19 protein-coding genes are annotated in these 23,157 nt (G+C 58.7%); 11 read left to right on the top strand and 8 right to left on the bottom strand.

Going from position 1 to position 23,157, the window contains the following annotated elements; all coding sequences use genetic code 11:
• Positions 1-47: 47 nt before the first annotated feature.
• From CLH62_RS13420 to modC, 7 genes are all read left to right on the top strand, one after another.
• A complete protein-coding gene (locus CLH62_RS13420; RefSeq protein WP_099618638.1) occupies positions 48-884 on the top strand; it encodes a substrate-binding periplasmic protein in 837 nt (278 codons plus the stop codon).
• 81 nt (positions 885-965) lie between these two features.
• Positions 966-1,712 (top strand): glutathione S-transferase family protein, encoded by a 747-nt coding sequence (locus CLH62_RS13415; protein ID WP_099618637.1) that lies wholly within the window; start codon positions 966-968, stop codon positions 1,710-1,712.
• 111 nt (positions 1,713-1,823) lie between these two features.
• The gene (locus CLH62_RS13410; RefSeq protein WP_099618636.1) at positions 1,824-2,810 is read left to right on the top strand and encodes a sterol desaturase family protein; all 987 of its coding nucleotides are present in this window, start codon (positions 1,824-1,826) and stop codon (positions 2,808-2,810) included.
• A complete protein-coding gene (locus CLH62_RS13405; RefSeq protein WP_099618635.1) occupies positions 2,776-3,708 on the top strand; it encodes an alpha/beta hydrolase in 933 nt (310 codons plus the stop codon). The genes CLH62_RS13410 and CLH62_RS13405 overlap by 35 nt, the downstream gene beginning before the upstream one ends.
• The gene (gene modA, locus CLH62_RS13400; protein WP_099618634.1) at positions 3,642-4,451 is read left to right on the top strand and encodes a molybdate ABC transporter substrate-binding protein; all 810 of its coding nucleotides are present in this window, start codon (positions 3,642-3,644) and stop codon (positions 4,449-4,451) included. Before CLH62_RS13405 ends, modA begins: the two co-directional genes overlap by 67 nt.
• A 32-nt stretch (positions 4,452-4,483) precedes the next feature.
• Positions 4,484-5,161, top strand: a complete 678-nt coding sequence (gene modB, locus CLH62_RS13395) for a molybdate ABC transporter permease subunit (RefSeq protein ID WP_099618633.1) — start codon at positions 4,484-4,486, stop codon at positions 5,159-5,161.
• Positions 5,158-6,231, top strand: coding sequence for a molybdenum ABC transporter ATP-binding protein (modC, locus tag CLH62_RS13390; protein WP_099618632.1), 1,074 nt, complete (start codon positions 5,158-5,160; stop codon positions 6,229-6,231). The genes modB and modC overlap by 4 nt, the downstream gene beginning before the upstream one ends.
• A 30-nt stretch (positions 6,232-6,261) precedes the next feature.
• Here the strand turns inward: modC and crp are convergent, their stop codons facing one another.
• Positions 6,262-6,903 (bottom strand): cAMP-activated global transcriptional regulator CRP, encoded by a 642-nt coding sequence (gene crp / locus CLH62_RS13385; protein WP_007153756.1) that lies wholly within the window; start codon positions 6,901-6,903, stop codon positions 6,262-6,264.
• 263 nt (positions 6,904-7,166) lie between these two features.
• Between crp and CLH62_RS13380 the strand changes: the two genes are divergently transcribed.
• From CLH62_RS13380 to CLH62_RS13370, 3 genes are all read left to right on the top strand, one after another.
• Complete coding sequence (locus CLH62_RS13380; protein WP_099618631.1) at positions 7,167-7,595, top strand: OsmC family protein; 429 nt, start codon at positions 7,167-7,169, stop codon at positions 7,593-7,595.
• Positions 7,596-7,855: 260 nt separating this feature from the next.
• On the top strand, positions 7,856-8,647 hold the full coding sequence (gene speD / locus CLH62_RS13375) for an adenosylmethionine decarboxylase (RefSeq protein ID WP_099618630.1): 792 nt from the start codon (positions 7,856-7,858) through the stop codon (positions 8,645-8,647).
• Between the two features lie 136 nt (positions 8,648-8,783).
• Positions 8,784-9,629: a pirin family protein gene (locus tag CLH62_RS13370; protein ID WP_099618629.1), complete on the top strand. Its 846-nt coding sequence runs from the start codon at positions 8,784-8,786 to the stop codon at positions 9,627-9,629.
• Positions 9,630-9,642: 13 nt separating this feature from the next.
• Here CLH62_RS13370 and CLH62_RS13365 read toward each other — a convergent pair whose 3' ends face one another.
• Together CLH62_RS13365 and CLH62_RS13360 are read right to left on the bottom strand one after the other, a co-directional pair.
• A complete protein-coding gene (locus tag CLH62_RS13365; protein WP_099618628.1) occupies positions 9,643-10,509 on the bottom strand; it encodes a phosphoribulokinase in 867 nt (288 codons plus the stop codon).
• Between the two features lie 18 nt (positions 10,510-10,527).
• On the bottom strand, positions 10,528-14,298 hold the full coding sequence (locus CLH62_RS13360; RefSeq protein WP_099618627.1) for a DUF1631 family protein: 3,771 nt from the start codon (positions 14,296-14,298) through the stop codon (positions 10,528-10,530).
• Positions 14,299-14,466: 168 nt separating this feature from the next.
• On the opposite strand from CLH62_RS13360, the gene CLH62_RS13355 reads away from it, so the two are divergent.
• On the top strand, positions 14,467-15,537 hold the full coding sequence (locus CLH62_RS13355; RefSeq protein WP_099618626.1) for an aminopeptidase: 1,071 nt from the start codon (positions 14,467-14,469) through the stop codon (positions 15,535-15,537).
• On the opposite strand, the gene argA is transcribed toward CLH62_RS13355, so the two are convergent.
• The 5 genes from argA to CLH62_RS21580 form a co-directional block, all read right to left on the bottom strand.
• The gene (gene argA / locus CLH62_RS13350; RefSeq protein ID WP_099618625.1) at positions 15,511-16,818 is read right to left on the bottom strand and encodes an amino-acid N-acetyltransferase; all 1,308 of its coding nucleotides are present in this window, start codon (positions 16,816-16,818) and stop codon (positions 15,511-15,513) included. The two genes, CLH62_RS13355 and argA, sit on opposite strands and share 27 nt — an antisense overlap.
• 188 nt (positions 16,819-17,006) lie before the next feature.
• Complete coding sequence (argE, locus tag CLH62_RS13345) at positions 17,007-18,176, bottom strand: acetylornithine deacetylase (protein WP_099618624.1); 1,170 nt, start codon at positions 18,174-18,176, stop codon at positions 17,007-17,009.
• 26 nt (positions 18,177-18,202) lie between these two features.
• Positions 18,203-19,453, bottom strand: a complete 1,251-nt coding sequence (locus tag CLH62_RS13340) for an acetylornithine deacetylase (protein ID WP_099618623.1) — start codon at positions 19,451-19,453, stop codon at positions 18,203-18,205.
• A 24-nt stretch (positions 19,454-19,477) separates the two neighbouring features.
• Positions 19,478-20,374 (bottom strand): acetylglutamate kinase, encoded by an 897-nt coding sequence (gene argB, locus CLH62_RS13335; RefSeq protein WP_099618622.1) that lies wholly within the window; start codon positions 20,372-20,374, stop codon positions 19,478-19,480.
• Between the two features lie 58 nt (positions 20,375-20,432).
• Positions 20,433-23,075 carry a phosphomannomutase/phosphoglucomutase gene (locus CLH62_RS21580; RefSeq protein ID WP_099618621.1) on the bottom strand — a complete coding sequence of 881 codons (2,643 nt, stop codon included), beginning with the start codon at positions 23,073-23,075 and terminating at the stop codon, positions 20,433-20,435.
• Between the last annotated feature and the right edge of the window lie 82 nt (positions 23,076-23,157).

Below are 23,157 nucleotides of genomic sequence, written 5' to 3'. Positions count from 1 at the left end.
TATGATTCAGGTAAAGGCGACTTCTTCGACAACCCGGTTTTCCGAATATGCCAAGACCACTGGTTCTGTGTTTTGCTTTCATTCTGGTCGCCTGCTCGCCGCCAGAAGATCCGCCAACACTGGTTCCTGAAACGGCTGCGAAGACTACCAAGACCACCCTGCCAGCCCAGGAAACACCTCGCCGGAAAATCGTTATTGGCGCCGATCCCTGGTGCCCCCACAACTGTGAAGCCGGCTCGGACCGTGAGGGATACATGGTTGATATTGCCCGCGAAGCCTTTGGGCTAGCGGGAGTCGATGTCGAATACGTCAATATGAGCTGGGCCCGGGCAATTCAACAGGCACGTGATGGTTACATTGATGGCGTTGTCGGGGCCTTGCACGGCGATGCACCGGATTTTGTCTTCCCGGAGGAGGCTACCGGCCACACGACGACCGTTCTGTATACCCATCCGGATAACTTATGGCATTACGAGGGCACAGACTCGCTCAGCAACCTGACCCTGCTGGCCATCAATGGCTATTCCTATTCACCCGAGCTTGACGCCTACATTGCGGAACACCGGGACGATCCTGAAAAGGTATGGATTCTGTCCGGACCCGCCCCCCTGAGCCGGGCAATCGAGTTACTGGATAAACACCGTTCAGACGTTTTCCCGGAAGATCGTGATGTCATGGAGTGGGCACTGCAGGCGCAGGGGAACCGCATCGCCCTGCGGATAACAGATGTGATACACCAATCGCCCGTCTACATCGCGTTCTCTCCGGGGAGCCAGGATTCGGAAGGGCTCAGTGACCTTCTTTCAGAAGGGACGCGAGCCTTGAAGAGTTCCGGGCGAATAGCGCAGATTATGGCCCGCTACGGGCTTACATGGTCGGACTGAAACGCCAGAGAATCTCAAGGCAAGGCTTCTTAAACGGGGCGGGCGACAGTATGCTTGAGAGTCGGATTCAGGAGACAACCCATGGCGCTGAAACTCTACCAATTTGCCATTTCCCATTACTGCGAGAAAATTCGCTGGGCCCTTGATTTCAAAGAGCTCAGCTATGAGACCGTCAACCTGCTACCAGGCCAGCATGTGAAAGCCATCCGAAAACTGACGGGTGAGGCGTCGTCGGTTCCGGTGCTTGCCCACGATGGGCAGATTGTTCAGGGCTCGGCCCGGATTCTGGACTATCTCGACGAGACTTTCCCCGAACAGCCGCTGACCCCGGATAATCCGGATTTTCGGGAGCAGGCGCTGGCCTGGGAGCACCGACTGGACCAAGAAGCCGGGCCTGCCATTCGCTGTTATTCCTACCACCATTTCCTCCAGCGCCCGAAAATAGTAGTGCCCATGCTGGCCGCCGGTACGCCGTTCTATAACCGGATCCTGCTCAGCCTGGCCTTCAGCCGGGTTGATGAGGTCATGCGAAAATGGATGAAGATCAACGAGAAAACCGCCGACAAATCCCGACAAACAATGGAGTGTCTGCTCGCCGAATTGGCCGGCATATACAGCAAACAACCGTTCCTGGTCGGCGACCGTTTTTCCCGGGCCGATCTGACGGCCGCAGCGCTGTTTGCCCCCATGTTCCAGCCGCCGGAGTACCCGGTGCCCTGGCCCAAACCGGGACGTATTCCGAAAGACATCAAAGCCTGGCTGGACCAGTGGCAACCGCAACTCCAGGCTCTGGAGAAAATTTACGCCGACAACCGTATGGCAAACTGACACCTGACCACTGGCGGAAATCGTCAGCCAAACTGGCGTGAAACGACATTCCCCCTGACCGGTTCCATGCCACAATAATGCTGGCAGAACAAAAATACCGGCAGGAATCCTATGGCTTTAACCGACATGCTGCTGGCCGTGCTCGAAAACAGCGGTCTGCTTGCTCTCTGGCAGGCCGCCTCGCCGTGGCTGGCACTGGATGAACGGCAACTGATTTTCATCATGGCCACACCCGTGTTCGTAGCCGTTGCCCTGTGGGAGTACCTGAAAATACGGCACAACCCACGGCTAATGGACACCCGTGAAGCGATACGCAACTTTGCACTTGGGGCCGGCTACCAGGTTACTGAGCTGCTGTTTGCCGGCATCATTGCTTTTCCGGTCTATGCTCTGTGCTACCACTACCGCATTCTCGACCTTGAACTCAACGGGCTTACTGCCTTCCTGACTTTCCTGGGTGTGGACTTCTGTTTCTACTGGATGCACCGGGCCAGTCACCGGATGCGCTGGTTCTGGGCAGCCCATGTGGTGCACCATTCGTCCGAGCGGATGAATTTTTCCACTGCCATGCGCCAGAATGCCACCAACATCTTCAATGGCATGTGGATATTTTACCTGCCTCTGGCTCTGGTCGGATTCAATCCGGTCTGGATCGGGGTGGCTTATGCGTTCTCGCTGGTGTACCAGTTCTTTATCCACACCACCCTGGTAGGACGGCTGCCCGGCTTGGTTGAGGCCGTATTCAATACCCCGAGTCACCATCGCGTCCATCACGGCCGGAACCCCGGCTATATCGACAGGAATTACGGTGGCACCCTGATCATCTGGGACCGCCTGTTCGGCTCGTTTGTGGACGAGGACGCCAGGGAGCCACCGGAGTATGGTATTACCCGACCGGTACATTCCACCAACCTGATTGTGCTCTGGACTCACGAATACGTGGACCTGTTCCGCGACATGGCACAGCCCGGCAGATTACTGTCTCGCCTCAAACATTTATGGAAACCGCCGGAGTGGCAACGCCCGGTAATGGACAAGAATAACAAGGACCCGGGCAAGCGCCATGAACAAACTCCCCCTGAAGCTGGACGCACCTGACGGCCACACCGTTTCCGGCAGCCTGTTTTCCCCTGCCCATCCCCGGGCGGTTATGGTTATCTCCCACGGCATGGCAGAGCATGCTGGCCGATATACCGGTTTCGCCGAGTGGCTGTGCCATCAAGGCATTGCCGTTGTTACCTTTGATCACCGCGGCCATGGCCCAACCTGCCCACCTGATCAACTGGGTCATTACAGTGATCAGGATGGCTGGCACAAAGTTGTCGAAGATCTGCACCAGGTCATCTGTTATGCCCGGAACCAATACCCGGCCAGGCCCCTTATCCTGTTCGGCCACAGCATGGGCTCATTCCTTGCCCAGAGTTGCGTCCAGCGCCATGGCGAATCCGTGGACACTCTGATCCTCAGCGCCACCAACCGCATTCACCGCCCCGAACTTTTGGCATCAAGCTTTCTGATCGGCCTGATCAGGCTGTTTCGAGGCCAGTGCCACCGCAGTGCGACCATTACCAGGATGACCTTCGGCAAATTCAACAAACACTTCCGCCCCAACCGCACCGAATGCGACTGGCTGAGCCGTGCCCCGGAGCAGGTAGACAAATACCTGGCCGATCCGCTCTGCGGATTCGAATGCACGACGGGGCTGTGGCATGATTTCGTTGAGGGTATGCTGTCCATCAATCCTGCGCTGTGGCGCAAAGACCTGCCGGTTCACCTGTTCGCGGGTACCGAGGATCCGGTTGGAGAAATGGGCGAGGGCATCCGGTCTCACTTTCAGGCCATTCGCGAAGCCGGGATTGAAACGGTGACGCTCAGGCTGTTCGAGGGTGGCCGTCATGAAATGCTCAATGAAACCAACTCAGAGGACGTATGGCAGTATATTTTGCAGTGCATGCCGGCCAGCATCCGCTACTCAGAGGCATCTGTGTCGGCCTGATCACGCTCTTGCTGATACTGGTATCCGCCGGTAGCCAGGCGGCAATGGTCACTGCTGCGGTAGCGGCCAACTTCACGGCCACCATGGAAAAGCTGGTTCCACTGTTTGAACAGCGGACCGGGCACACCGTCCGCGCCAGCTATGGCTCAACCGGCAAGCTTTATGCCCAGATTCGCCACGGCGCCCCCTTCGATGTTTTCCTTGCGGCCGACCGGGCCCGGCCTGAGCGGCTGGAGCGAGAGGGTGACGGCGTTGCAGGCACGCGCTTCACCTACGCCGAGGGACGGCTGGTGCTCTGGAGCCGGGAGGACAATCGGCTCTCTGACCCGGAATCGTTTCTGACCTCGGCTTCCGGCCCCCGGATCGCCATCGGCAACCCCAAGACTGCCCCCTACGGCATAGCCGCAATGGAAGTGTTCGATCACCTGGAGTTGTTGGAAACCGTCCGGCCCCGGCTGGTCAGCGGCGACTCCATTGCCCAGACCTTTCAGTTCGTGGCAACCGGCAACGCCGGGGCCGGTTTCGTGGCACTGGCTCAGGTCCGGGCCTGGAATCAGACGGGAGGGTCAGCCTGGCTGGTGCCTGAATCCCTGCACAGCCCGATTACCCAGCAGGCCCAGCTCCTCAAGCGTGGTAAAAACAACGCAGCAGCGGCCGCCTTTCTTGCGTTCCTCAAAAGCAAAGAGGTCCGGGCAATTATTGAAAAAGACGGCTACGATACGGAACCAATGCCGACAGACTGAGTCGGCCACCTGATTCACCGAGCGGAGAATCCATGAGCCCGGAATGGCAGGCCGTCTGGCTGACCCTGAAACTTGCCGGCATCACCACGGCCTTGTTGCTGGTGATCGGAACCCCCATTGCCTGGTGGCTCGCCCGAAGCCGGCACTGGGCGCGCCAGCCAATCTCAGCGCTTGTAGCCCTGCCGCTGGTGTTGCCGCCGACGGTACTCGGCTTCTATTTGTTGATACTACTGGGCCCGGACGGTGCCATTGGTCAGCTGACGGAGCGCCTGGGGATTGGCCTGCTGCCATTTACCTTTGAAGGCCTGGTCGTGGCTTCTGTCATCTATTCCCTGCCGTTTACCGTGCAACCATTACAGAATGCCTTCCTTACCATCAACGACAATCTGCTGGAGGCCGCTGCCACGCTGAGGGCCTCACCCCGAGATCGGTTTTTCTCGGTGGTTATCCCCCTGGCCCGGCCCGGCTTTCTTACGGCTGCGGTACTTACCTTCGCTCACACTATTGGTGAATTTGGTGTCGTGCTGATGATCGGCGGTAATATTCCGGGCGAGACCAAAGTGCTCTCGGTTGCCATTTTCGATCATGTGGAGGCTCTGGAATACACCCAGGCTCACTGGCTCTCCGCCGGCATGCTGTTGTTTTCCTTCGTGGTACTGGTCAGCCTTTACTCCCTGAACAACCGGCTGCAACCAGGGGTGGTCCGATGAGCCCGATCCAGGCCAGCTTCCGGTGCCGTTTCGAGAACTTCGAGCTGTCTGTGGATCTCCTTTTGCCGGGAAAAGGAGTCACCGCCTTGTTTGGCCACTCCGGCTGCGGCAAAACCACCCTGTTGCGATGCATTGCCGGGCTACAGACCTCAGAGGGTTACCTGAATGTCGCCGGCGAATGCTGGCAGGACAGCTCGGGCTTCCGGCCCACGCACCAGCGCCCACTGGCCTATGTGTTCCAGGAAACCAGCCTGTTCCCCCACCTGTCTGTGAGCGGCAACCTGAACTATGGCTACCGGCGCATTCCTCGAGCTGAGCGTCGGATCACCTTTGATCAGGCGGTAGACTGGCTCGGGCTCACGCACCTGCTGAACCGGATGCCGGCAAAACTCTCCGGTGGTGAACGCCAGCGCGTCGCCATTGCCCGCGCCCTGCTGACCAGCCCCCGCCTGCTGCTAATGGATGAACCCCTGTCTGCACTGGATCAGACCAGCAAGCAGGAGATCATGCCTTACCTCGAGAATCTGCGGGAGAGCCTCGCCATTCCGGTGATCTATGTATCCCATTCCGCAGCGGAGGTGGCGCGCCTTGCCGATCATATCGTAATGATGGATAACGGCCGTGTGGTCGCCGAAGGGCCGCTTCAGGAAACCCTGGCACGGACCGACCAGCCATTCGGCCTCGAAGAGGATGCCGGCGTGATTCTCAACGCAACGATCGAGCAGGTTGAGCCTGAATGGCATCTATGCCGGGCTGGATTCGATGGAGGCGAGCTTTGGCTGCGCTTGCATGACGGACTCGTTCCGGGCAAACCGGTACGAGTGAGGGTTCTGGCACGGGACATCAGTATTGCACTGGCGGCGCACCCGGATCAGAGCATTCAGAATCTGGTGCCGGCAGTCATTGACGAAATTGCCCGGGAGGTGACACCGGGCACGTCAATGGTTCGTCTTTTGGCGGGCCAGACGCCTTTTCTGGCCCGTCTGACAACCCGGTCACTGCACCAGTTAAAGCTGGAAGCCGGCAGGAACGTCTGGATGCAGATCAAATCCGTGGCGATTGTCGACTGAATCACTACCAGAGGTGACCCGCTGTTTGCCTTAGCGGGTGCCGTAAACCACCATGGTTTTACCCTTGACCCGGACCAGACCCTGATCCTCAAGGGTCTTCAGGACCCGTCCGACCATTTCCCGGGAACAGCCAACGATGCGGCCAATTTCCTGGCGGGTGATCTTGATCTGCATGCCATCCGGGTGGGTCATGGCATCGGGCTCCTTGCACAGGTCGAGTAAGGTCCTCGCCACACGGCCGGTGACATCCAGAAACGCCAGATCACCCACCTTGCGAGTAGTCTGGCGCAGGCGGGAGGCCATCTGTTCGCCAATGAAGTACAGCACCCGGGGATCCTGCTGGGCAATCTCCCGGAACTTGGTGTAACTGATCTCGGCCACTTCGCATTCGGTCTTGGCCTTCACCCAGGCACTGCGGGAATCCATGTTGTCGAAAAGCCCCATCTCACCGAAGAAATCACCGGCGTTCAGATAGGCCATGATCATCTCACGGCCATCGTCATCCTCAATGATGACGGTTACCGAGCCTTTGACGATGTAAAACAGGGAGTCGCTCTTGTCCCCGGCGTAAATGATCGTGCTCTTGGCTGGATAGCGCCGACGATGGCACTGTGACAGGAAGTAATCCAGATGCTTGGTTTTCTGCTCAACCGGCTTGACGATAGTGGCCATAATGCGAGTCGTGCCTCCTCAAATACTGGCGGGTCCCATTGTTTGTTATTCACCCGGCTTTCCGTGCGGGTTCGCTCTTTTTTCTTACAAAACTGCGCAACTTATAACAAGAAGGCCTGTTTCGGGCAACCGGAAAGAGTATACAACATGTATCCGGGCCCGGCTGCTCCCTCTCGCAGGTTGTGCTAGCATCCGGCCTCATATTATCGGTATCAGCGCTGCGGGTAACACTGGCCCACAGCCATCACAACGGAGACACCCCCATGAAAGCGACCGTCGACTGGACCGGCAACGCCAGTTTCAAAGTGACCAGCGGCAGCGGCCACAGTGTTCAGCTCGATGGCCCACCCGATCACGGCGGCCAGAATCTTGGGCCACGCCCGATGGAGATGCTGCTGATGGGGCTGGGTGGCTGCTCGTCCTTCGATGTTATGAGCATTCTGAACAAAAGCCGGCAGGACGTGACGGCCTGCCATGCCGAGCTCGAAGCGGACCGGGCCGATGCAATTCCCGCGGTCTTCACCCGGATTCACCTGCATTTCGTGGTCACCGGTAACCGATTGAAGGAAAACCTGGTCAAGCGTGCGGTCAGTCTCTCGGCCGAGAAGTATTGCTCAGCGTCTATCATGCTTGAAAAGGCCGGCGTTGAAATCACTCATAGTTATGAAATCCGTGAGGCAGAGTCAGAGTAGCCCGACAAACATGAACCACTGAGATCCGGCTCAGGGCCCTCCAGGGGCCATTTCCCAAAGGCCGGATCCGGGGGAAGTCAGCGATGCTAAAATGTCATTGTAAATACTATTCAACGTCACTTGCGGTGTGCATAATACGCACCCTCTCCGCCGGTCTGCGCAAAAGGTGAACAACCCGGTCAGTAGTCGGTGGCGGCCTCGGCAGAGCGCATAACATTAGCTCTGCAGTCATTCATCTCCACGATCCGGAGGGGCTGAGCATGGAATCAAAACTCCAGCTGCACGGTTTTAACAACCTGACCAAATCCCTGAGCTTTAACATCTACGACATCTGTTACGCGCAGACCGAAGAACAACGTGAAGCGTACATCGACTACATCGATGAAATGTACAATGCCGAGCGTCTGACCCAGATCCTGTCCGATGTGGTCAAGATCATCGGCGCCAACATTCTCAATATCGCACGTCAGGATTATGAGCCCCACGGCGCGTCGGTCACCATGCTGATCGCCGAGCACGAACTGTCCAATGGTGAGCCGGATAATGAAGAGTCTCCGGGGCCGCTTCCGGACACCATCGTTGCACACCTGGACAAGAGTCATGTAACCGTCCACACCTACCCGGAAAGTCATCCCCACGATGGTGTGAGCACCTTCAGGGCAGACATCGACGTGTCCACTTGTGGCCTGATTTCCCCCCTGAAAGTGCTGAACTACCTGATCCACAGCTTTGATTCCGATGTGGTTACCGTGGATTACCGTGTCCGCGGCTTCACCCGCGACGTGGACGGCACCAAACACTACATCGATCACGACATCAACTCGATCCAGAACTATCTGACCGAGGATACCCAGAATGCGTATCAGATGATCGATGTGAACGTGTACCAGGAAAACATGTTCCACACCAAGATGATGCTGAAGAACTTCAACCTCGATAACTATGTGTTCGGTGTCAATGCCAGTGATCTTGACCCGCAGGAAGCCCAATCCATCGAGGATCGGCTGCGCCGGGAAATGCTGGAAATTTTCTATTCCCGAAACGTGGAATAGGTGTTCACCGGTGGCGTCCTGAACCGGTCGCCACCGGTCCTTCAGTTTTTTTGATGTCACCCGCCAGATTTCTGCGTTTTATAATCACCTCTCCTCCCGCTTTAATAGGATTAAGAGTAAACGAGAGGAGAACACCATGACCCATCGCTCCCTGAAACAGATTATTCCCGCATTGGAAACATCCGATGGTGCCGGTGTACGTATCAAACGTTCAATTGGCCAGCGGCAAAGTGTTCGCCTGGACCCCTTCCTGATGCTGGACGAGTTCGGCTCAGCCGAGGCGGCAGACTACATTGCCGGCTTTCCGTCCCATCCCCACCGCGGGTTTGAGACCGTGACCTACATGATCGAGGGCCACATGCTCCACGAGGATCATCTCGGCAACCGTGGCGACTTGCGTAACGGCGGCGTGCAATGGATGACCGCTGGCCGTGGCATCATTCATTCGGAGATGCCCCAACAGGAAGAAGGCGTGATGCGTGGCTTTCAGCTATGGCTGAACCTGCCCGCCGCAGAAAAGATGACTGAGGCTGGCTACCGTGACATCCAGTCCGAAGAGATCCCGGAGATCGCCTTTGAAGGAGGCATGGTAAAACTGATCGCCGGGACGCTCATGGTCGGTGACCAGGCCCATCGTGGGGCGGTGCCCGACCGCAGCACCCAACCGGTGTACGCGGACATTCACCTGGCATCCGGGGCGAGCCTTACCCTGCCGGTTCCCGAGACTCATAATGGCATGCTGTACCTGTACGAGGGAGACGCGCACCTCGGTGACGCGGGGTTGCAGCGCAGCGCCGCCAGCATCCTGGGTGACGGTGACCAGATCAGCGTCCGGGCAGGAAACACTGGCGCGCGCCTGCTGCTGATTGCCGGCAAGCCCATCGGTGAGCCAGTGGTTCAGTACGGACCGTTCGTAATGAACACCCGGGAAGAAATTGAGCAGACCCTGCAGGATTATCGGGATGGTCGCCTGACCGTCTGAAAGCCGCAGGTGCTCAAGCGAACGGCTTTCGGGCCATCAGCCGCTGGACCATGGGCCTGACAATCAGGTCGGTAGCCAGCGGCATTTTTGTGCCCGGTATCACCAGGGTATCGTGGCGTGACAGACTGCTGCCGGAAATTACCTGCAGCAGATAGGGAAACTCGACTTCCGAGGGATCCCGGAACCGGATCACCAGCATGCTCTCATCTTCGGTGGGTACATCCCGGACCACGAAGGGATTGGAGGTATCCACCAGCGGGATGCGCTGGAAATTGATGTGGGTGTGGGAAAACTGCGGCACGATGTCATGAACATAGTCGTCCATGCGGTTGATGATGGTCTCCACGACTGCATCCTGACTGTAACCGCGCTTATGGGTATCCCGATGGATCTTCTGGATCCATTCGAGATTGACGATGGGCACCACGCCGATCATCAGGTCCACATACTGGGCAATGTTGTAGGTATCGCTGACCACCCCACCGTGCAAGCCTTCGTAAAATAGCAAATCGGTGTCAGCGGGCAGTGGTCCCCAGGGCGTAAAAGTCCCGGGTTTGTGGCCAGCGGCCACCAGTTTCCGGTCTTCGTCGTGAACGTACTGCCGGTACCGGCCATTGCCGGTGTGGCCGTAGTCGTAGAAAAGCGCTTCAAGCTTATCGATGTGGTTGGCGGCCAGGGCGAAATGGTTCCGCTCGCCAAACTGGCCTTTGGCGGCCAGCCGGGCCATCTGCTCCCGGTTGTACCGGTGAAAGCTGTCACCACTGACCATAGCTGCATTCAGGCCTTCACTGGCAAACATCCGGCTGAAAATCTGGCCGGTCGTGGTGGTACCTGCCCCGGATGAACCGGTAACAGCGATAATCGGGTGGCGTTTTGACATAGGCGCAGCGTGCCGGAATCAGGTGAGGCTGTCGAGCAATCGGGGCTTTTCAATCACAAAGCCCTGGGCGTAGTCCACACCCAGTTGCCGGAGCAGGTCCAGAACATCCCGCGATTCAACCTGGGAAGCGATCACTTCCCGTTTCATGTAATGGGCCATATCCACCATGGAGCGCACCATCGCGCGGTCGGTTTCGCTGGTCGACAGCTGGCCGGTAAAGGCATTGTCGATCTTGATCAAATCCACCGGCAATGAGCGCATGAGCTCGAAGGAGCTGGGGCCACTGCCAAAGTTGCCCAGGCAGAACCGGCACCCGAGTTCCTTCATCTCCAGAATGAAGTCCGCCACCGACTGGACATCGTTAATGGCAGAAGCCTCGGTGAGCTCGAACCAGAGCCGCTCGATAGGTGCGTCCTTCTCGCTCAGCTTCTCGTAGATAAACTCCAGCAGCGCATGATCGTTCAGGGAGTAGCCGGAAAGGTTGATACACACTCCGCCAAAATGCCGCGGATCCGGGGCCTTGTCCCTGAGCCAGTCCAGCATGTGTCCGACGACCCAGCGGTCAACCGCCTGCATGCGGTCGTAACGCTCGGCCATACGGACAAAGTCCCGACCGGTAATCAGGTTGCCTTCGTCATCGTACATGCTGATCAGCACTTCGTACTGAGCCGTCATGGTCGCATTGGCATGCAGGGGTATGATTTTCTGGCACCGCAACAGCATGCGCTCTTCATTCAGATTACTGAGACTGGCCACCTTGGCGGCAATCTGCTCCTGTCGGGCCTGATCTTCGGCGCCCAGTGCATATTCCGAAACCTTGCCATGCCCCTGCTGCCGGGACACGGCCAACGCCTGTTCCGAGGCCCGTAACCAGCGTTCGGCGCTCACCAGTGCCGGCAGCGTAGGCACCACACCGACATTGGCGGAAAGCCGATAAGACCGGCCGCCGAAGGTAAACTCGGCTTCTTCGACTGCCTGAATGAGATTTCTCGCCGCCTCAGTGGCAGTTTCCGAGGGCACCAGCATGGCAAATTCGTTGCCTGCAAGCCGGGCCACGGGCATGCCGTCACCCACATGACTACGAAGAATGTCAGCGACCTGTCTCAGGGTTTCATCACCGGCCTGGTAACCCGCCGTGTCGTTTAGCAGGCGAAAGCGGCGAAGGTCCAGTCGCACCAGGGACCGCTCATCTTCCCTTCTGGCCAGCTGCTGATCCAGCATGCGCTCGAATTCACGGCGGCCCAGAAGCTTCGTCAGCTCATCGTGGGTGGAAGCCCATGACAGCTGGTCGTAGACCTTGCGAACCATCCGGTCGATACTCTCATCCACCAGGGGCCGCTCATACTGGCTGTCCGGCACAATGATGCCTTTGCGCATATGCCGGGCCAGAGCTTCAAGCTCCAGTTCCACCACCCGCATACCCTGGTGGTTAACGAACACAAAACGGCTGAATCCCCGGGCAATCCAGACCAGCCGGATATACTGCGGTTCTTCCGGCTTTTCCTGATCCCGTAGCCAGTCCCCCGTGCGCAGTTGCTGGGCCCGGTTGATCCAGCGCTGCAGGCTGCGTTGTTCGCGGTCAGACAATTTTCTGATATCTGCCTGGTCCGGCCTTGCTGGCGGGATTTCCACCAGCTCAGGCGATTTATCCGGGCTGCGAACCAGAAACTGCTTGAGCTCGTCCCGGATCTGGGAGGACGGCATATGGTTGCTGGAAATGGAGGCGAGACCATCCTGGATCACCCGCAACAGCTCTGGCAGATTGATGGAGCTGTTGGCATCCTCGGCAAAGGACAGCAGGGAATCAATCACCGACAGATAGTCCTGCCAGAGCTGGCTGTCTGGCCCTTGCCGGATCCAGGTCAGCGAGAGTAAATCCCGCCAGCCACCATCCAGCAGACTTAGTACAGCCTTCGGCACCTTGCGTCCACCCAGCTTCTGATTCAGGACATCAGTCACGGCCTTTTTTGATTCGGCAACCTTCTGGGCGCCCTCTGCTGCGGCTGTCACCCGCTCAACATTTCTGCGATACACCAGGTTCTGGCGATCAATCAGGGTATCCAGCTCCTGAACGGTTTGCTCGAACACCCCGGTGTCCTGCTCGAAATCGGTGGTAATACGGTGAACAAGCTCATCCACCCGACGCTGGACCACGGGATTGATCCGACCACCCTTGACCCCCAACTGGGCCAGACGATTCATTACGCCGCGAACGGGACTGTCCTGGTCGTCAAAAAACGCGGGGTCCCGCATGACCACCTTGAGTACCGGCACCTCCAGTTGCCGCATACGCTGCTGGGCATAGTCACTGAGTTTGGGGCTTTCCACGACGGAACGGAAAAACCGGTCAACCACGTCCAGTGTGCCCTGCTGCTCCTCGTTCAGCCGGTTATCACCACTTTCCTTGACCTTCTCGACTACCCGTTCCCTGAGCGGTGCCACATCAGCCCCGGAATCCAGCGCCTGGCCCTGAAGTTGCTGCAGTTCACGCTGCAGCTCGCCGGACGATAGGGGGCGGGCGTTGGGTTGGAACGGCGCGGGTGCGGAATCACCCCGCGCCACACGGCTTGCGGTCAGTGTATTAAGCAGGTTCCGCACGGTAGCGAAGGCAGTTTGCGCCGCTTGGGCATAGCCCCGGAACTCGCCACCGAGCATACCGGGTTTGCGCCGGGCAACAGTTTCAGCGGTAGCTGCCTTTTCCGGTTCAGGTTCTGGCTCCGGGGCAGTGGCCGGTTTTTCTTCCGCCCGCGGCTGTTCCGGCCTGGCCTGCGCCGGCTTTTCATCGGACTTTGCGACCGCGTATTCGCTCAGGTACTTACTCAGATCCAGATCCGGCAGCACTCCATGACGAATCAGGATATTGTTCAGCTCCTTGTAAAGGGGCCCCAACTGCTGCAGAACGGTCTGTTCAAAAACCCGCAGACAGACTTTTTCCACCTCACGAGAGGCCTTGAGTTGATTCAGTCCGCCATGGAAAGCCTCACAAACCAGTGACGGACCGAGGGGATTGTGATGCCCGGTGGCATTGGCAATACCGAGGTTGTCGAGGCGCAGCTTGAGCTGGAGCAGGTCGCCCCGATACTGGGTATCGGCCTTGGTAACCATCACCCGGATGGTCAGCCAGTCCTCGAATTCGCCCTTGTCCACCACCGACAGCTCAGAACCGGGAAAGCCCTTGGGAGCCGGCTTAAGGGGAGATTCCAGGCTGCGCGCCATCTGGCGCCACATCACCCGCTGTCGGGCCTGGATCTGGCCTGAGGCATCCATGTATTCGTTGGCTTGCTGATCGTTCGAAGCTTTCTGGGCTGCCTGCTTGAGTCCGGCGACCATCTGCAGGAAGCAGGCATCCATCAGCGGTTCAATGAACTGAATCACTGCCTTGGCAGACTGATGCAAAACGAACTGGATCCTGTCACTGGGCGCGCGCAAGGAGGAGCGGTCCTGGTTCCGGGAACTGCCGCATTGCTGCAGCATGGCATCCACGGCCTCCGGGTTCGGTCGGGTAAAATTCACCCCCATTGCGCCATCAATACGTCGTACGATGGCGACATGCAGCTCATGACGACGGGCACCATCAAGGCCGCGGAAACGAACGATAAGCTCCGGTGGCGTTCCCGCCGCAAAGGCCCGGTCAAGCTTGCGGGACGTTTCGCCGGAGTAGCGAACAAACAGGCCCTCCGGGCAGAAGTCGGCAATCTGGCACGGCCAAGCCTCACCGGTCCCCAGGTCTATCTGGGCGGCAAGCTTGATGGGTTGGCGGGGGCTACTACGACGTTCTCTTGGATCCATGAACTACCTGATATCTCGCACAGCCGGAACAATCGCCGGACCCACTGTCCGGCACCGACTCACGTCCCTGAAACGGTGGCGGATGCCACCTGCTACTATGGAAATCACGACTGTACTATAGCGGCCTGGCCCCCACAGGCAAACCAATTCACTATAACATCCTGACCCATGAAACAGCTTAGTCAGATCTATCCACTTTTGCTACTGGTAACAATGCTTAACGGGTGTACGACCATTGGCTACTATTCCCAGGCGGTCAGTGGGCATATTTCCCTGATGGTCTCAGGACAACCGGTGGAAGCGGTTATTGCTGACGCCAGTACTCCGGCAGCGCTCCGGGATAAACTCGCCATCTCCCGGCAGGCCCGGGAGTTTGCGGTCCAGCGGCTTGCCCTGCCGGTCGGGGATGCGTTCGGTGAATACGTGAATCTTGACCGCTCCTGGGTGGTGGTCAACCTCGTTGCCGCGCCCGAATTTTCGCTGGAGCCCCATCGCTGGTGTTACCCGATCCTCGGCTGCCAGGCCTACCGGGGGTATTTCCGCCTGAAAGATGCTCAAAGAGAACAGGCACTGTTCCACGCCCGAGGCTTCGACACCTTCATCGGCGGGGTTACCGCCTATTCCACCCTGGGCTGGTTTGATGACCCACTCCATACGGGCTTTACCCGGTTACCGGAGGATCGGATGGTCGCCCTGATGTTTCATGAACTGGCCCATCAGGTCGTGTACATCCCCGATGACACGGCCTTTAACGAAAGCTTCGCCACTGCCGTGGAACTGGAAGGGTTGAGACTCTGGCTGGTGGCGCAGGGTAAGCCCGGTCAATTCCGGCAGGCGCTAGAGCGCCTTTCGCGACTGAGCCAGACTCTGACTCTCGTTCAGGCCTTCAGCACCCGCCTGGAAGCACTCTACGCACAGCAGGGGCTTGTGCCCGATGACCAGCTACGGACCCGCAAGGCAGATTTGCTGGAGCAGCTTGCCCAAGCCTACCAACAGACCTCTGAAGACTGGCCAGAACCAGGCCCATTCGGCCCGGCGCCGGTGACCCTTAACAATGCCAACCTCGCTCTGTTCCGGCAGTACAACCAGCATGTGCCTGCATTCCGCCAGTTACTCCGGGAAAACGGATACGACTTCGCCGGTTTTTACCGGGCAGTCGACGAATTGTCACAGAAACCGGCGCCTCAACGGTCAGAGCTGCTTACTGACTTGTCAGAGCGGTTTACAGAATACCTTTGAGTTTCGCTGAGTGTTGTAGGACGCCAGCTTGGGCCCGGGCAAAGCCTGCACGGTGGAGGGCTGGAAGCCCCGCTCCCGGAACCAGTGTTCGGTCTGGGTGGTGAGCACAAACAGCTTCTGGATACCCTGGCCCCTGGCGAGCTTCTCAACCATCGCCAGAATCTCATCACCCCGCCCGGCCCGGCGATAGGTCGGGTCTACCGCAAAGCAGGACAACTCGCCGGCACCTTCATCCGGGTAACTGTAAAGAGCGGCACACCCCACGATGGTGCCGTCGCGCTCCGCCACCACAAACCGATCGATTTCCGTTTCCAGCATCTCCCGGGACCGGCGGACCAGAATACCCTGCTCCTCCAGCGGCTGGATCAACTCCAGAATCCCGCCAATGTCTTCCACCCGGGCCTGTCGGAACTGCTCGTAGTGGTCGCCACTGACCAATGTACCGGCACCGTCCCGGGTGAAAAGCTCCTTCAGTAAAGCGCCGTCGTCCACGTAGCTGATGATGTGCGCCCGCCTTACGCCCTTCACACAGGCATCACAGGCGGCTCTCAGCAGATCGGCGTCGTGACCGGTCACGGCACCGGCCGCAAGTCGCTCGGTTGCCTGGCGGGCCGACAGTTCCCGGATAAGCGCACCATCCTCTTCCTGCAACCCGGGATCATCAATAAACACAATCAACTTCTCAGCCTGAAGTGCCGCCGCTACCTGGCTACCAACATCCTCATACGAGAGATTGAAGGCGTCCCCGGTGGGCGAGTAACCCATCGGCGGCAACAGCACAATGTGACCAAGCTCAAGCAGTTTCTCGATGCCGGCCACATCCACCCGGCGTACCTTGCCGGTATGACCAAAATCGATACCGTCCAGCACGCCAACCGGCTTGGCAGCCACATAGTTGCCGCCACTCACCCGGATGCGGGCATTGTGCATGGGGGAGTTCACCAGCCCCATGGACAGGTGGCTCTCCAGATAGGCCCTTAGCCCTCCAATGGCCTCCATCACCATGCCAAGATGCTCTACTGGCGTAATCCGCAGGCTTCTGGCAAACGACGATTCTACGCCGGCCGTGTCCAGCCGCGCCTGAATCTGCGGGCGGGCGCCAAAGGCAACGACCAGTCGCACGCCGAGACTGCTCAGCAACGCGATGTCATGGATGATGTTGATGAAATTGCCATGCTCAATGGCATCCCCCGGAATGGTCAGCACCACCGTACGCCCGCGGTGGGCGTTGATGTAGGGGGATGAATGGCGGAATCCATGCAGCCAGTCGTTTGATTTCAATTCGAATACTCCAAGCTTTTTTCTTTACGCGGCCTGCAATTCAGTCTGACGAACACTGTCGGGAGCCCTCTCCAAAGCCGTGGAGCGCCAGGGATGGCGCGACCGAGCCCTACAGGGACGTATTTACGGGCGTGTTTTGGAGAGGGCTCCCGACAGTGTTCAGCCCCCTATTTGACCCGGACTCCGGCCTAAAGGCAAAACTGTCGGATCAGCCCTTGCAGGATCTTCACCGTCGGCTCCAACTGAGAGAGCTCTATAAATTCATCTGGCTGATGCGCCTGATCGATTGATCCGGGCCCCATCACCAGGGTTTCCAGGCCGAGCTTTTGCAACCAAGGGGCTTCCGTGGCGAACGCAACGGCATGGGCCGTGTGACCGGTCAGCTGCTCGCAGGCTTTTACCAGGGCCGCATCGGACGGGGTTTCGAACGGGGGCACACCATCAAACAGGGGCTCGAACACCATGGACAACTCGCGGCGCTCCGCCACCGGCTGGACCTTGTTCAGGATCGCCTGGCGCAGGGATTCCATGTTCATGCCCGGCAGAGGGCGCAGATCGAAGTGAAGCTCACACTGGGCACAGATCCGGTTGGGGTTGTCACCGCCATGGATGCAGCCGAGGTTCAGGGTCGGGAACTGCACCTCAAAGTTCGGATTCCGGTACTTTTCCTGCCATGTTGACCGGAGTGCCAGAAGCTCGGTCATGGCTTCGTGCATTCCTTCCAGGGCATTGCGGCCCAGGGCCGGATTGGAGGAATGGCCGGACTGTCCCTCGAACTTAAGACGCTCCATCATGATGCCTTTGTGCATGCGCACGGGCCTCAGGCTGGTGGGTTCGCCGATGACCGCGTAGCGGGCCTTGGGCTTACCGGCCTCGGCCAGTGCCCGGGCGCCATCCATGGAGCTCTCTTCGTCGGCGGTAGCGAGAATGATCAGGGGCTGTTTCAGATCTTCCCCGACAAAGGTCCTGGCCGCTTCGATAGCCAGCGGGAAAAAACCTTTCATATCGCAGGTGCCCAGCCCGTACCAGCGGTTATTCCGCTCGGTCAGGGTGAACGGATCGCTCTGCCAGCGCTTATCGTCGAAGGGCACCGTATCGGTGTGTCCCGACAGCACCAGGCCACCCGGGCCGCTGCCCAGGGTTGCAATCAGGTTGAATTTGCCGGGCATGCCCGGAACTTGCAGGATCTCCACGGAAAAACCGAGGGCCTCCAGCCACTCTGCCAGGGTTCGTACCACCGGCTCGTTGCTGTGGTCCCACTCGGCCGAGGCACTGCTGATGGACGGCAGGGACACCAGGCGGGCAAGCATGTCACGGATGCCCGGCACCGCTACGGTCTTGCTATCGGACTGCGACATAGTTTCCTCTCAGATTCCCAAAGGAATCATTGTGCACGGCCCCGCCGCCACACTTCAAAGTTGGTAATGGCCCGGATCAGCATCGGATAGGCAACTTCTCCGCCAGCAACCACCCGGGCCACCTCAAGTTCCCTTTCGCTGACACTCACCAGGCGGCCTTCCACAACATTATCGTTGGAGAGCGTCACCCTGACCCTATGATCAATCCACTGGTCCGCATTCGCCATGTCAGCCACATACCAGCCTTCGACACCCGGGTTTTCCCGCGGCACGACCGGTTCTACGGCTATGTCTGGCGTTTCCGGTATCACTGGTTTGGCTTCCGTGAGATAGACATCGGGGACACCCGCGCCGTTATAGCGTACTGGCCAGCTGCTACTAACCTGCCCCGCCCCTTCGGCTCTGACCGGGATACCCAGCAGAGCCTCACCGGGCTGAAGACTCACCGTGAGCTCACCACCTTCCAGCAACCACTGCCGGTAAAGCGCCTTCAACTGATCACTTGGCGCCAGCCCCTGGGCTTCAAGCCCCGCTATCAGGGCGTCCAGTGAACGTTTGGCCCATTTATCGGGCTCAATGCCCGCCTCACGGGCGCAATAGGCGGCGATACGACGCATCAGACCGGCATCCCTCAGGGTCAACTGCAGAGGTTCCGTGCCGCCTGATATCGTCACATCTCCGTCCTGGTAACGGACTCTGGCGGCTGGCCAGTCCAATTCCAGGCTACCGGTACTGATGGTATTCAGCTCGGCATGAATACGGCCAGGATCCTGGCGCAGAAACGCGTCGCCGGCAAGACCCGCAATCCCCATCCGGATCAGATCCCCACTTCCCAGCTGTTGACGGGGATCTGGTGCACAGGAGAGAACAAACAGGGCCTGTTCGCCTTCGCTGTTCGCACCATCTGCGGTCACCCAGTTGCGTAGCATGGTGGGGTCGAGCCTCAGGCTCACGCCATCCAGTCTCAGGGACCATTGTGCCGGCAGACTGGAGGGATCCGCCAGACCGGTGAGCAAATTGACCGGAGAACCGGCGTCAAATTCGGCGCGGGCGATGTCCAGGGGCTGGGTCAGTTCAAAATCCTGCCAGCTGGCACCGTTGAGAACCACGCGACCGTCCACACCGGAACTGATGCTGCCACGGTGCAGCACTCCGAATTCTTCCAGCGCCTGCCGTGCGTCCGCCATTCGCTGGTCTGCCAACCACCAGACGCCCGCCTTGAACGCGGCAAAGCCGACCAGGACCAGTATAATCAGCGTCGTGAACAGGCGCTTCATCCGGAAACTCCTTGTCAGGTGTCGTCAGTTACGGGAAATCAGGGTGCCGACACCCTCATCGGTGAAGATTTCCAGCAGGCAGGCATGAGCGACCCTGCCGTCGATAATATGGGCCGTGCGCACACCGTTCTCCACCGCACTCAGGGCACACCGGATCTTTGGCAGCATTCCCCCGTGGATGGTGCCGTCCTCAATGAGGTCGTTGACCTGTTTTGCCGTCAGCCCGGTCAGCACCTTGTCGTCCCTGTCCTTCAGCCCGGACACGTTGGTAAGCAATATCAGCTTCTCGGCCTTCATGGCTTCCGCCACCTTGCCGGCAACCAGATCCGCATTAATGTTGTAGGAAGCGCCGTCAGGCCCCACCCCGATGGGCGCGATCACCGGAATCACATTGCTGCGGGTAAGCATATCGATAACATCCACATTGATACTGGCAACTTCGCCCACATGACCGATATCGATGATTTCCGGGCGTTCCAGTTCCGGAGAACGGTTAACGACTTCAAGTTTCCGCGCCCGAATCAGGTTGGCATCCTTTCCGGTAAGGCCCAATGCGGTGCCACCTTGAGCATTGATCAGCGAGACAATCTCCTTGTTCACCTGACCTCCGAGCACCATTTCCACCACATCCATGGTCTCGGCATCGGTAACCCGCATGCCGTTGACGAACCGGGACTGGATATTCAGGCGCTCCAGCAGCTCTCCGATCTGGGGGCCGCCGCCGTGAACTACTATCGGGTTGATGCCCACCAGCTTCATCAGCACCACGTCACGGGCAAAGCTGCTCTTCAGGTCCTCGTTCTCCATGGCATTGCCGCCGTACTTGATCACCACGGTCTTGCCGGTAAATCTTTGAATATAGGGCAGACCCCGGCTGAGTACCGAAGCTACCTGCATTGCTGTTTCACGATCCAGCGCCATGTTTATACCTTACTAATCCTGAGTTAAAACTACCTGCGAAAACCGCCAGGGAAGTTGGTCAGAAGTCCGCCACCAGATCCGGTGCCGCCTTCCGCAGCTGTTCCCGGAAGACAGCCTTGATGCGTTCGAGGGCGTCCTCGGTTTCTGCTTCGAAGCGCAGGACCAGAGCAGGCGTGGTATTCGATGCCCGGCACAGACCCCAGCCGTCGGCGTAGTCCACACGAATACCATCAATGGTACTGGTGTTGCCGTCACCAAAGTCTCCCGCTTCACCGAGCCGCGCAATAATGTCGAACTTGGAGCTTTCCGTCACCTCGACATTCAGCTCGGGGGTACTGATATCCTCCGGAAAATCCTCAAAGACCTCATCACTGTGGCGATCTTCGATGCCCAGAATTTCAAGCAAACGGGCGGCCGAGTACAGGCCGTCATCGAAACCGTACCAGCGCTCCCCGAAAAAGATGTGGCCGCTCATTTCACCGGCCAGCAAGGCACCGGTCTCTTTCATCTTGGCTTTCATCAATGAATGACCGGTTTTCCACATGATCGGCCGGCCGCCGGCTTCGGAAATCACACCGGCCAGCCTGCGGCTGCACTTGACGTCATAGAGAACGTCCGCACCGGGGTTCCGGGACACCACATCCCGGGCAAACAGCATCATCAGGCGGTCTGGCCAGATAATCTTGCCGGAATTGGTCACCACACCAAGGCGGTCGCCATCACCATCGAAGGCAAGCCCGATATCGGCGCCTTCGGATGTCACCCGGGCAATCAGATCCGCCAGGTTCGCGGGCTTACCGGGATCCGGATGGTGGTTGGGGAAGTCTCCGTCGACATCGCAGTACAGCGGAATCACCTCACAGCCCAGCTCTTCAATCAATATGGGACCGAGCTCACCGGCGATGCCGTTACCGGCATCAACCACCACCTTGAGCGGTGCGGCCACTGCAATGTCACCGACAATCCGGTCCAGGTATGCCCGACGCACATCCTCGGAGGACTGACTGCCCTGGCCGCTGGCAAAGTCGCCGGTCTGAATGCGCTGGTACAGCTTCTGTATGGCCTCACCAGACAGGGTTTCCCCGTCCAACATGATTTTCAGACCGTTGTAGTTGGCCGGATTATGGCTGCCTGTCACCATCACGCCAGAGCCGGTCTGAAGCTCATGCGTGGCGAAATAGAGCACCGGAGTAGGCACCGCACCCACATGAATCACATTGCAGCCAGCTGCCATGACGCCCCGGGCAAGCGCTTCCGCCAGATCCGGGCTTGAATGCCGACCGTCGTAACCGATACAGAGGCTGGCAACGCCACGCCCCAGGGCCTCCGAACCAATGGCCCGGCCAATAACCTGAACAATGTCTGCCGTCAGGGTGTCGCCAACAATGCCCCGGATGTCGTAGGCCCGGAAAATATCCTGGGAAAGATCCACCTGGGGCAGGGCCACCTCCTCAACTTCGGGGATGTCGCCCGAGCCAAAGGCGCTATCGTCACCGCCTCCAAATCCCAGAACATCTTCGTCGCCGTCCAGCATGTCGATATCCGGCATATCTTTGTCCTGAAACAGGGGCTCCTCTGCACTTTGCGATGCGCCAGCGCCGGATTTACCGGTACTGGTCGGCTTCGGCCTTGCACTCTCACCGGCTTTCCCGACCCGCTTGTCGACAACCTGGGACAGCCGGTAAAGCACTTCGCCGGTGGATGCCACCATGTCCCAGCGGAAGGTCGGCAACTTGACCCGCTCACCGCCGAATACCTTGTGAGCCCACTGAATCAGAGCCGTCACATCCTGGCGCAGACCTTTCTGGGCGCCACCAAGCAGAACCCAGATAACAATCGCGGCAATGAGAACCGGGACGCCCACCAGTATCGCGATCATCACAGTGTCAACCGGGGCGGCCGCTGCTCTGGCCGGCGTATAGGTCACGGTCCAGTCGGGATTGAGGAGTGTTCGGGCTTCAGCATTACCAGATCCGCTGCCGTTGCTCGCCACGGTCCGGGAGGCTCCCGAGACCGTCTGAACCAGCGCCAGCTGGCCACCAAGAGTGGAGTTAACCACTTTCAACAACGGCTGAATCTGCGCCGTGTCGAAAATCATCAGCAGGCTGCCCGCCACGGCATTACTTGCCGGCTTACGAACCGGTGCCGCCATCTGAACGAGCCATTGATTGTCGCGCGGGAAGGCATCCGGATACAGCCTTTGACCGGTTTCAGCGCGCCGGGCGAGTTCCAGACCGGAGAATCCCAGTGCTTCTTCTCCACTTGTCGTGCGGGGGATCATACCGTAGGGAAACAGGTGCACCGCCTCGATTCCGGGCAGGGCGCTCTCCAGTTGCGCCTCCACGGCAGGTATCTCGTTCGAGTTACCAAAGGCCTCAATCACGTATGGCTGGGTGGCGAGGCCATCGATACTTTTCTGAACCTGCTCGAAATACTGATTCAGGCGCAAAGCGGCGGCGTCTGCCTCCAGGGCTTTCAGTGATGCAAAGCGCTCACTGGTCGCCGGCTGCACGACAAGGAAATGAAGCAACGCAACAGCAGCAACACCCGCCACAAGAACCACCAGCGACTGACCCATGGCTACGGAGTTGAGTCGCTTGAGCTTCGGCCCCGCAGCCTTACCCTTTTCCTTTTTTGTCGCTTTCTTTGCCGGCTTTTCATCAACGGACGCGTCGGCAGTCTTCTTTTTACCCAGCTTCATAGTCCATCCTGCAGTTGTAATTTTATGGTTCTGGACAAGCAGTTATCCGCAAAGTATAGACGCCGGCGTCCCACTCTGCGTG

Source organism: Marinobacter guineae (assembly GCF_002744735.1).
GTDB classification, from domain to species: domain Bacteria; phylum Pseudomonadota; class Gammaproteobacteria; order Pseudomonadales; family Oleiphilaceae; genus Marinobacter; species Marinobacter guineae.
The sequence above is the reverse complement of the archived record's forward strand: the minus strand, read 5'-3'. Positions and strand labels throughout refer to the sequence as shown.

Coding starts and splice junctions, on each gene's coding strand:
- CLH62_RS13420 (WP_099618638.1), top strand. CDS start 48: ATGCCAAGACCACTGGTTCTGTGTTTTGCTTTCATTCTGGTCGCCTGC.
- CLH62_RS13415 (WP_099618637.1), top strand. CDS start 966: ATGGCGCTGAAACTCTACCAATTTGCCATTTCCCATTACTGCGAGAAA.
- CLH62_RS13410 (WP_099618636.1), top strand. CDS start 1,824: ATGGCTTTAACCGACATGCTGCTGGCCGTGCTCGAAAACAGCGGTCTG.
- CLH62_RS13405 (WP_099618635.1), top strand. CDS start 2,776: ATGAACAAACTCCCCCTGAAGCTGGACGCACCTGACGGCCACACCGTT.
- modA (WP_099618634.1), top strand. CDS start 3,642: ATGGCAGTATATTTTGCAGTGCATGCCGGCCAGCATCCGCTACTCAGA.
- modB (WP_099618633.1), top strand. CDS start 4,484: ATGAGCCCGGAATGGCAGGCCGTCTGGCTGACCCTGAAACTTGCCGGC.
- modC (WP_099618632.1), top strand. CDS start 5,158: ATGAGCCCGATCCAGGCCAGCTTCCGGTGCCGTTTCGAGAACTTCGAG.
- crp (WP_007153756.1), bottom strand. CDS start 6,903: ATGGCCACTATCGTCAAGCCGGTTGAGCAGAAAACCAAGCATCTGGAT.
- CLH62_RS13380 (WP_099618631.1), top strand. CDS start 7,167: ATGAAAGCGACCGTCGACTGGACCGGCAACGCCAGTTTCAAAGTGACC.
- speD (WP_099618630.1), top strand. CDS start 7,856: ATGGAATCAAAACTCCAGCTGCACGGTTTTAACAACCTGACCAAATCC.
- CLH62_RS13370 (WP_099618629.1), top strand. CDS start 8,784: ATGACCCATCGCTCCCTGAAACAGATTATTCCCGCATTGGAAACATCC.
- CLH62_RS13365 (WP_099618628.1), bottom strand. CDS start 10,509: ATGTCAAAACGCCACCCGATTATCGCTGTTACCGGTTCATCCGGGGCA.
- CLH62_RS13360 (WP_099618627.1), bottom strand. CDS start 14,298: ATGGATCCAAGAGAACGTCGTAGTAGCCCCCGCCAACCCATCAAGCTT.
- CLH62_RS13355 (WP_099618626.1), top strand. CDS start 14,467: ATGAAACAGCTTAGTCAGATCTATCCACTTTTGCTACTGGTAACAATG.
- argE (WP_099618624.1), bottom strand. CDS start 18,176: ATGTCGCAGTCCGATAGCAAGACCGTAGCGGTGCCGGGCATCCGTGAC.
- CLH62_RS13340 (WP_099618623.1), bottom strand. CDS start 19,453: ATGAAGCGCCTGTTCACGACGCTGATTATACTGGTCCTGGTCGGCTTT.
- argB (WP_099618622.1), bottom strand. CDS start 20,374: ATGGCGCTGGATCGTGAAACAGCAATGCAGGTAGCTTCGGTACTCAGC.
- CLH62_RS21580 (WP_099618621.1), bottom strand. CDS start 23,075: ATGAAGCTGGGTAAAAAGAAGACTGCCGACGCGTCCGTTGATGAAAAG.